This is a genomic window from Nostoc sp. (genome assembly GCF_036919495.1).
GTDB lineage: Bacteria > Cyanobacteriota > Cyanobacteriia > Cyanobacteriales > Nostocaceae > Nostoc.
The window spans coordinates 1-9611 of the sequence record NZ_JBALBZ010000208.1 but is presented as its reverse complement, the minus strand read 5'-3'; the positions used below and the strand labels follow the sequence as shown (position 1 = coordinate 9611).

Sequence of the window (9611 nt, the reverse complement as noted above, 5' to 3'; positions counted from 1 at the left end):
AGAATTCCTAAAAGTACCAGACCGAAAATACCCAACCAAGCCAAGCGAACCCGCCAACTGATTCGTTCCCACTGACCAAAAAGCCGCGCACTTTGTAGCACCAAAAAAGGTTTAATTAATTCTGAGGGTTGAATCGGAATAGGCCCGATCGCAATCCAACGCGCTGCGTCAAAAGCCTTTTTTCCTAATCCTGGGATCAGTGTAATGAAAATTAACGTCAAAAACAGTAATAAAAACCAATGGGATACTCCCAAAATTTTCTGCAATGGCAAATTAACAATAATATTGAATCCGATTAAGGAAACTAAGACCCAGAGCAGTTGACGCTTAAAGTAGTACAACCCATCATGATGATTGCCATCAGCGACAGGATAGGATGCTGAAAATAGCATGATCAAGCCGACGAACAGCCAAATCAACGTTAACCAGCGCAACAGCCGCGCTTCTAATGCCCAGTTGGAGACTGAACTATCAAAAATTGGAATCAGGCGGCGTAGATTCACGAGCAGTACAGGTAAAAAGTTAGGAATTAGGAGTTAGAAATAAAACTCATAAATCATAACTTATAACTCATCAGCAGGCTTTACAACTATAAATCTTGTATCTATCAAATTTAATACATTGCTAATTCAGTATTTATGATAGATTGCGATCGCTACTACGCAGTCTTTAGGCACTTTTTTATACTAAAAAATATTGTAAATGACTTAATTTGAGATCCGTTCGGCTCCTATTTCCATCGAATTGAGGATTTTTGGCAAATCATTTAGTAAAAAATCTAACTCAATTTCCTTGATATATTCTTGAATTTCTGACACAGGATGTTGAACTTTTGATTTTCAAAAATCCTAGCCACAAAAAAGAGGTCTTTGCTGACCTCTTACCAATTCTCTAAAATAATGTTTTATCTACAGCAATTAGGACAACCCAGTATTAGCACCTTGCTTACCAGTTGCTAGTTCTACCTTGATGATTGTGCCACCTGCTTTTTGAATGCGTTGCTGTTCGCGGAACCAATTCTCATAAGGAACTAGCTTAGTGAAGTAAGTATTTTGGAGTTCGCGTTGGGTACGAATTCTGGTTTGGCTGGGAACTAGAGCAGTAATTTTAAAGAAACGGGCCATCTTTTGAAAATCTCCTGTAAAATTTGTGAAAACTTTTTTTATCTCAAAATCTTGAGTGCAAATCTTTTAATCATTCAAAGGCTGGAAATCAAACATCAATACTAGACCACCAACACTCATCAGTGATAATTTACCAAGATAAGCAATATAACGTTCTAGCACTCACGGCTGATTTCCAGACCTTAATAAAGTCGCACCTAAATTCTTAAGCGCAAACTAGTTCTTAGCTTAAGCCAGAAGAGATATAGTCTAAGTAAACACCCATTTCCTTACCAGCATCGGAACCAACCAAACTAGCGGTTACTTCCTTGATTGCTTGGATAGCTTGCACGGTAGCACCAACGGGAACTCCTAAAGAGTTGTAGGTTTCCTTCAAGCCATTTAATACACGCTCATCCAAAATGGAAGGATCGCCAGCTAACATAGCGTAGGTGGCATAGCGGAGGTAGTAGTCCAAATCACGGATGCAAGCTGCATAGCGGCGGGTGGTGTACATGTTACCACCGGGACGAGTGATGTCAGAGTATAGCAAAGATTTTGCTACAGCTTCTTTAACGATCGCAGCAGCGTTAGCGCTGATGGTGCTAGCAGCACGTACCCGCAGTTCGCCAGTAGCGAAGTAGCCTTTTAGCTTTTGTAAAGCAGAAGCGTCTAGGTATTTACCTTGAACGTCTGCGGAGTTAATTACAGCAGTAATTGCGTCTTGAGCCATGTTGTTAATTCCTTATTTCCAACCGTATTGCAATACTTGTGTTTCGGCAGAGAAACAGCATCACCCTATAGCAGGGCACCAACTAAGTAGTCGAAGTAAGTACCAGCTTCAGCAGCATCATCACCAGACAGCAATGTAGTAGCTACATTCTTCAGCCCACGGATACCTTCAGCAACACCATCAATAGGAGTTCCCAAGGACTTGTACAGTTCACGCGCACCGATAACACCAATTTCTTCGATGGGGGTAACATCACCAGCAACGATACCGTAGGTAACGAGGCGGAGGTAATAATCTAGGTCACGCAGACAAGTAGCAGTCAATTCTTGACCGTAAGCGTTACCACCAGGAGACACAACATCAGGGCGCTTTTGGAACAGTTGATCGCCAGCTTGCTTAACCAGGCGTTCACGATTTTCTGTCAAAACTTGAGCAATCCGCACACGGCGCTCACCAGTAGCAACAAAGGATTTGATCCGATCCAATTCACCAGGGCTGAGGTAGCGAGCTTCTGCATCAGCATTCACGATAGCTTTCGTGACGATACTCATTAATGGATTCCTCCAAATACGAATGAAACCAGGATTTGATTAAACTAGTGCGACTTTAAATTCGGTTCACTGAGTTTGTTTTCTCGTTCTTTTAGATACAACAGTTTAATAACTGTTACGGCTAATAAATTACGAGTTTTCTTGAGTCAACACAAGTAAACAAGCTTTGAAACTCAGTTACCTTCCGCAAAACATTTTCCGGCATTCTGTTGAGCATTTATGACTGCTCTTAACACTTTGTAATATTGTCTTTCAGAATTTCGAGTTTTAGCTCTAATCTGAGAGCAATATTACGAAAGATTACGAAGGGGGCAGGGGGCAGGGGGCAGGGGGCAGGGGGCAGGGGGCAGGGGGCAGGGGGCAGGGGGCAGGGGGCAGGGGGCAGGGAGCAGGGAGCAAATCATCTGTACCCTATTCCCTACTCCCTATTCCCTATTCCCTATTCCCTATTGGGAATCGGTTGTAAGGTACAACATCTTCACCGAAGTAACAGCTATATTCTGGACTCTCCACTATTGCTTCTACAGCAGCAGACAAACCACTGTCAGCTAGCAGATTGTGATACTGGCGAATTTCTTCCTGAGCTGCGGGTGTACGCCCCAACAGGTGACGGAAGAGGAACTCAACCACCTTGGCATGAGGATAAGGTGATAAGAAGCGCTGGCGATAGATTTCGGAACTAGCTAGTTGACGCACAAACTCCCGGACAGAAATTTTACTATTCTGGAGTTTGTCCTCTAGGTCACTACGGCGGAAATTATCAGGTACTTCACCGCTAAATATATCCAAGACTTGACGGTAAATGGCGTTGATTGCCTGTTGTCTTTCGGCTTGGTTTGTGGTTTCAGTTAGACGGTAAATACGTGCATGTTTAGGCACAGCTACTTCCACTGATTGTCCGCTCCCATCGTTGTAGGAACGGCCCAGTTCAGCAAAGGAAAGCTGACCATTTGTTTGCGCTGCTATATCTGCGATCGCCTGCGCCAAAAGAGGCGTATCATTACTAACTCCAACGCGTGGTTGCACGGGTTTAAAGCTAGGCACAACTACGTCATCGTTTTGCTTCGTAAGCTGGTTGTAAAGCTTCTCTGTATTCGGGAAGTTTGCCGCAGGTAGGGTCGGGAAGCGACGATAAGGCACCGTATCTTCACCAAATACCTCGTTATATTCCACACTATTTACCAAAGCAGCAATAAAGGCACGAATACCTTGAGTAGCCAAAATCTGGTTATACTTACGGATTTCTGCTTGGTCTAGTGGCGCACGTCCCAAGAAGTGTTTGGTTCCCAACTCAATCACTTTGGTGTTGGGGTAAGGTGTGTAGAACTCTTTCAGGTAGAGGTTAGAGTAACCCAAACCTTCAATAAACTCTTTCACACTAATTTCGCCGTTACCCAGCTTGCTTTCCCACGCCGTAAATTCATTTTTGGCAATATAGGGGGCAATATCGCGCTCAAAAATCTGACGATATGCAGCACTAATCAAAGTTTTTACTGCAACTTTGTCACTGGTATTCGCCACCAATTTGAAGATTTTGGTTTGTTCGCGTTGCTTGCTGACGCCTTGGTTAATGCGGAACTGAATATCTGGTTCTGACCGATTTTCTGTGACTGTACCCAGTGTCACAAAGCTCGGCGTTACTTCCTTCTGAACTTTCGCCGCAACATCTTCACGAATACTACCAACGCGCAATTGTCGCCCTGATACACCACCAGGAGTCAGATACCGTTCGTAAGGAATTGTATCTTCACCAAATGCTTCATTGTATTCTACGCTGTTAATAATGGCATCAACTACCGCGTAAAAGCCCTGTTTAGCAGCGATGTCAAAGTACTTGTTGATTTCTTGACGACCATAAGTAGGACGACCCAACAAGCGGCGGTGAATATATTCGATCGCTTTACAAACATAAAGCGATGACCAGTACAGATTGCGGAATACATCCGACTTAGCCAAAGCACGGATAAACTCTCGTACAGAGATGTCACCGTTTTCCAGCTTGATTTCCAATACCTTTGGGCGCTGACCTTCGTAAAGATCGCGACCGAAAACTTGCAGGTAAGCAGCTTTAATCAGTGCTTGCGTCGAGCTTTCAGAGAATCTGACGCTAGAACCTTTGGCAGCTTTTCTACCAATAGTACCAGGCAGTTGATCTAACTTGAACACCTTGGGCCCAAGGGTACCAGGAGCTTCACCCCGCGCGTTAGGATTGCTATTTTGGTTATTAATCCCTGCCCCTTGGTGAATCAGGATACGCTTGGTATCCTTGCCAAAAGGAGCCGGACGGGTGCTGGGGTTGCGAGTTTCTTTCGGGAAAATCGCCCCAAATTGAATTTCCAAGGGGTCATTCCCAGAACCATAGGGATGTTGGTCTGGTAGTGGTTGTTCGTAAGCAGCAAATGTGGTAATAAACTGAGGTATCTTGCGGAAAGGCGCACTGTAGTTAAACAGGTCTTGCTGCGGCCCCCAGTTGCGACATTCTTGTGCTTCTTGTCCCAGACCCCGGAGGTAGGGTACTGTTTCTTCGCCAAAATAGTCGCTGTATTCAGCAGAATCTACTAAGGCATCTACTAAGGCTGCTAGACCACCGATAGAAATAATCGAGAAGTATTTTTGTACTTCTTCGCGGCTACTTGGGCCCCGTCCCAAAATGTGACGGAAAGCTAGTTCGATGACTCGGCTGTTAATAAAAGGCTGGTAAAACTGTTTTTGGTAAAGGGGTGATTTAGCTAAACGACGGACAAATTCCTTCACGGAGATGTCGCCATTTTTTACCTTGGATTCTAGGTCAGATATCGACAAGCTATAAGCACGGGTAATATCGCGCTCAAAGATTTGTCGATAGGTCGCTTTGATAACCTCATTTTTTTCGCTACTTGACAACCCAGTTTTCATTACAAACTTGGGACGCCGTTCTGCCGCATTAAAGTAAATTTGTGGCAGTTCCAACCCTTGCTGGTCGCCAGAAGGGCGTTGGCGGACTTTATTTGAAGGTGTGGCTGCTTTGAATTCTGTTAGCAAAACATCCATGTACTGAGACACAATCTCTGTAGCCTCAGCATCTTTGCGGAAAAAGGAAAGTGACCCGGCTTTGATTTCTTGCAAAGCTACTAGCGTTGCTTCACCAGAGCAGGCATTTTCAATGATTTCCCGCAAACCCCGTGTGTTCACCGCTATGATGTTGGGGTCGCCAGCAACGATCGCATAGGTAGCGTAGCGCAAGAACCAGGATAAATCCCGCAAGCTCTTGGCCATGTTGCTTGGGCCATAGCGAGCAATGTTAATTGGTCTGAAACCCGGAGGTGTCGGACCACTGGGGGATGAGTTAAATATTGATCGTAAATTTTCTAAGAACCCACCACGACTTTCAACGTAGGTTACAGTTCCCAGTTGCATCCCTTGCTGAACATTAGCACCAGCACTAACAGGTACTATTTCTATTTCTCTGGGCTTTTCTAAAAAAGCCATTGGCGAACCACCGACAAAAATCCGGTTGGCAGCGCGAGATACAATAATCTCGGCATTATCCGTCAGCGTCTGGGAAATTTCTAGACGCTTTGCACCAGATGCAAAATAGCTTGCCAGTTCATCTAATTCACCACTTCCCACAAAGCGGTCTTGCTGCTCGGCTTGGGTAATTGTCGCTACAGCTAGGGTTTGATATAGTTGCGGACGCGCAACTGAGCTTCCACCACTTGCCTTAACACTCATCGGATTTGTAAAACTCCCATCATAATCATTTATGTGTTAAGTCTGGATCGCTTTGAGGCTTGACACATCGGCGTGTCTGTGCTTTATAAGCTTGAGAGTACTGCCTGCAAAACTGCCAGTAAATTAACCCGGTTAGCTTTTAGATTAGAACGTTTTGCGTTCTCAAAGCTGGTTTATTAAGAAGTGTGTAGAACCTGTAGCTTAGATGCATCCAGTCTTAAGAGTACATACTCTTTTTTGGCTGAGACAAAATCTAAGTTTTGTAACTAAGAAATAGGCTAGGCACGGTCTACTGATGCCGGAAGGCTCTATTTTGATGTTTGTGTCAGTGTCCACCCTACGATTATTACAACTTATACAAAATTTTAGTTGAAATCAAATTCCCTATGGCAATGTCAGTGGACAGTAGTCATTAGTCGATGTTAAGTTGTTTTTGCTACTAGCGGCTAGATATTCATAAATAAGGCTGACGGCAAATAATTCTTAAAAGCCGTTGAATTAAGCTTTAGCTATCAACATTTTATATAGGGAAAATACTATGAGCAAAAGTTGTAAATTTAACTATTTATTCAATGCTACACTGTCTGCGATCGCAGTTATTTTAGCTATCACTCCTGCAAATGCCCTTCCAGAGCAAAACATCAGCACCGTTGTTAAGTGGGCAAAGACTAGACCTTTACTACCAACACTGAGATACAACAGCGAAGCCCACGGCTACGAGGGTACAAAGGGAAATTTATACTTTTATGCTGATGTCACTTCTCAAAATGGGATAGTGAATAAAGAAGGCATAACAGTTAGTGGTGATAAACGCCTCAAATTCACCACAAAAAATGCCAATGCAGTGAAATTATTACAAAATATTTATAATTCTAATATTGCCAATGACTTCCAAAAGTCTAAGCATATCACTAAAGTTGGACGTGACCAGTTTTATCGTGGGCAAAAGTTTGCTTACATCGCTGCTGAGGTACAAGGTGGGTCATCATTGCAAATAATTCCCTTGAATAAGTTGCAAGAGTTTATAGATAATGCGAAATTTTGTCAAACCAATCAATGCGACGTTTAATTAGGGATTTCCAAGAAATAAACTAACCACAGAGACAAGGCAGCGCGGTCTTGGGGGTTTCCCCTATGAGCGACTGCCGCGCAGAGAACACAGAGAGAGGAGAAATAGAGAGGATTTTTGTGTCAGTTTTGGGATATGTTTTATTTAGAAGTCTCTTAAGCCTGTAGCCTAGAATTTACATAAGCATTATCAGTAAAGAAAGGCACGCAATCACTAACGTTGTAGGCGGCGGACAGTTCAACATCTGACTCAAAACCTCTTTCAATCAACTCTTTACCCGAACTGCATTTTTTCAAGTACCCCAGTAAATCCTGCTGGAAAGCTTGAAATGTTGTCACAGCAACTTCAGCTTCTGGTGATAGACTGTCATCTAAATAACTAAGAATTGCTCCAGCACCAATTAAATCTTCAAATGCAGGGCGGAGGCTATCATCTTCTTTCCACCTTTCACCGGCAGGAATGACAGCGATTTTATCACCATACGTTTGAGCAAACCGCGCTACAGCTTGGCAATTTCGCAAGCACCCAGCCAAAGTTGGTGTATTCCCTGTATGTAATGTCAAAAAAGAACCATTAGGTGAAGGTAAAACTAGTCTAGTTCCAGCAGAAATCTGAGTCACCGATTTTGGCGAGAGAGAATATCCGCTTGTTGTCCAACGTTGTCTATGACTTGCTAATTCTGCTTGTACTGATTTGGCATAATCTATGGCTGATTCATCTTTATATGCGTAGGGAAAAATTATCGCGCCGTTATTTGTAGCAATTTCCACGCAGGTAGAAAAAGAGAGAACGTCAACTATTACAATTACATCACTGATGGGAGCGAGTTGAGCAACTCCTTGTGACCCCCATTCACAGCGTAAATTAAACTCCAATTGGTTGTAAATCATTGGTGCGATCGCAAAAGACAATATGATAAAAATCAAAGCATATATTAAGTAAGGCAGTGTAAATTCCTAAAGGTTTGTAGTCAGCACAAAACGTGCTAACTTGAGAGTTTGAGCCTCTCTACGAAACGCTACGCTAACACGTATAAACTCTCAAGTTAGCAGTAAGTAGGTCAGCAGTTATAATCAATATAAAACTTCCAGGTTAAAAATATTATGAATTTAACTGTAAAAACTTATCCTAACAATACTGTACCCAAGTTAAATTATGATGTGCTGATTGAAAATCAACCAGATGGTACAGTTAAAGCAACATTGCTAGGTTTACCAGACTGTCAAGGTTTAGGAAATACAGAAACGGAAGCTATAGAAAAACTTAGTCAAAGTTTGCAAAATCGTTTAGAATCTGCCAAGATAGTCACTTTAGCAATTGAAGTACCCCAAGTAGTAGAAAACCCTTGGTTAAAAATAGCTGGTAAATATAAAGATGATCCGCAATTTGATGAGATGCTGGAATATATAGAAGAATATCGGCGCGAATTAGATGAGAGAAGGTAGTTTAGGTAAATTTAGATGTGAATAATTTAAGAATATTAGATACCGATCACCTATCTTTGCTCCAAAGGGGTAATCCATCTATTAGAAAGCAATTAAATATATTTAATCCTCAAGATATTGCAATAATTATTGTAACGGCTACTGAACAAATACGGGAAGAATGAATAATATTAATAGGGCTGATTCATCAGGTAAATTAATTTTAGCTTATGCTAAATTCCAAGATACATTAGATGATTTAAATAGTATTAATTTCCTGGAATTTAGCGAAGATGCTGGCAATATTTATGCTGAGTTAGTTAAGCAAAAAATTCGCGTTGGTACACAAGATTTACGCATTGCGGCAATTACATTGTCGGTGAATGGTATTTTAGTTACTCGCAACCGGAAGGATTTTGAGAAAGTTCCTAATTTGCGTTTAGAAGATTGGACTATATCTTAATTTGTCTCTAGGCTAAATTCACCTATTTGTTTAATAGTTAAAAACTTTATTGAATATTATTAGTTTCCCAGTATTCTTTATTTTGCCCAGTAAGCAGAAATTTATCAAAATCGCCAAAACCATCGATAAAAACCCCAACAACACCCAATCCCTATAGCCCCCATCAAAAACCCACCAACAAAACCAGAGACAACACTAGTAAAACACAATAAAATAGACCAAATAACGAAAAACCACCATAATACAACCATACCAATAGATGATTGCGAAACTTGAGATTGAGTATGCTGAACTGAAGATGAAGTAGCTGTATTGCTTAATGATGCAAGCTGCCAGATATTGATAGTCTTGTCATAACTCCCACTGGCCAGAATTTTGTCATCTGGACTGAAAGCTACGGAATTAACATAGGAGGAATGCCCCTTAAGGGTGTAGATTTCTCTTGCCGTGCCTACATTCCATAGTTTGATAGTCTTGTCATAACTCCCACTGGCAAGGATTTTGCCATCTGGGCTGAAGGCAATCGAACAAATCGAGTCGGAATGCGCTTGGAGAGT

General features: G+C 42.1%; 10 protein-coding genes. 3 read left to right on the top strand and 7 right to left on the bottom strand.

Translation table 11 applies throughout. From position 1 onward, the window contains the following. The 5 genes from V7K25_RS29830 to V7K25_RS29810 all read right to left on the bottom strand — a co-directional run. Positions 1-503, bottom strand: a 503-nt coding sequence (locus tag V7K25_RS29830) for an FtsW/RodA/SpoVE family cell cycle protein (protein WP_335163254.1), incomplete at its 3' end; no start/stop codon positions are given. A gap of 414 nt (positions 504-917) precedes the next feature. Then, complete coding sequence (locus tag V7K25_RS29825; protein ID WP_179064020.1) at positions 918-1124, bottom strand: phycobilisome linker polypeptide; 207 nt, start codon at positions 1122-1124, stop codon at positions 918-920. Between the two features lie 223 nt (positions 1125-1347). After that, positions 1348-1836, bottom strand: coding sequence for an allophycocyanin subunit beta (apcB, locus tag V7K25_RS29820; RefSeq protein WP_094349822.1), 489 nt, complete (start codon positions 1834-1836; stop codon positions 1348-1350). 65 nt (positions 1837-1901) lie between these two features. After that, positions 1902-2387: an allophycocyanin subunit alpha gene (gene apcA, locus V7K25_RS29815; protein ID WP_109007264.1), complete on the bottom strand. Its 486-nt coding sequence runs from the start codon at positions 2385-2387 to the stop codon at positions 1902-1904. Positions 2388-2819: 432 nt separating this feature from the next. After that, positions 2820-6098 (bottom strand): phycobilisome rod-core linker polypeptide, encoded by a 3279-nt coding sequence (locus V7K25_RS29810; protein ID WP_335163250.1) that lies wholly within the window; start codon positions 6096-6098, stop codon positions 2820-2822. 538 nt (positions 6099-6636) lie between these two features. On the opposite strand from V7K25_RS29810, the gene V7K25_RS29805 reads away from it, so the two are divergent. Beyond that, a complete protein-coding gene (locus tag V7K25_RS29805) occupies positions 6637-7167 on the top strand; it encodes a hypothetical protein (protein WP_335163248.1) in 531 nt (176 codons plus the stop codon). Positions 7168-7322: 155 nt separating this feature from the next. Here the strand turns inward: V7K25_RS29805 and V7K25_RS29800 are convergent, their stop codons facing one another. Further along, complete coding sequence (locus V7K25_RS29800) at positions 7323-8093, bottom strand: 2-phosphosulfolactate phosphatase (RefSeq protein ID WP_335163246.1); 771 nt, start codon at positions 8091-8093, stop codon at positions 7323-7325. A gap of 177 nt (positions 8094-8270) precedes the next feature. Here V7K25_RS29800 and V7K25_RS29795 point away from each other — a divergent pair, with 177 nt between their 5' ends. Then, positions 8271-8612 (top strand): type II toxin-antitoxin system HicB family antitoxin, encoded by a 342-nt coding sequence (locus tag V7K25_RS29795; protein WP_335163244.1) that lies wholly within the window; start codon positions 8271-8273, stop codon positions 8610-8612. Positions 8613-8772: 160 nt separating this feature from the next. Then, positions 8773-9054 (top strand): type II toxin-antitoxin system VapC family toxin, encoded by a 282-nt coding sequence (locus tag V7K25_RS29790; protein WP_335163242.1) that lies wholly within the window; start codon positions 8773-8775, stop codon positions 9052-9054. A 104-nt stretch (positions 9055-9158) separates the two neighbouring features. Here the strand turns inward: V7K25_RS29790 and V7K25_RS29785 are convergent. Next, positions 9159-9611, bottom strand: a 453-nt coding sequence (locus tag V7K25_RS29785) for a WD40 repeat domain-containing protein (RefSeq protein WP_442948133.1), incomplete at its 5' end; no start/stop codon positions are given.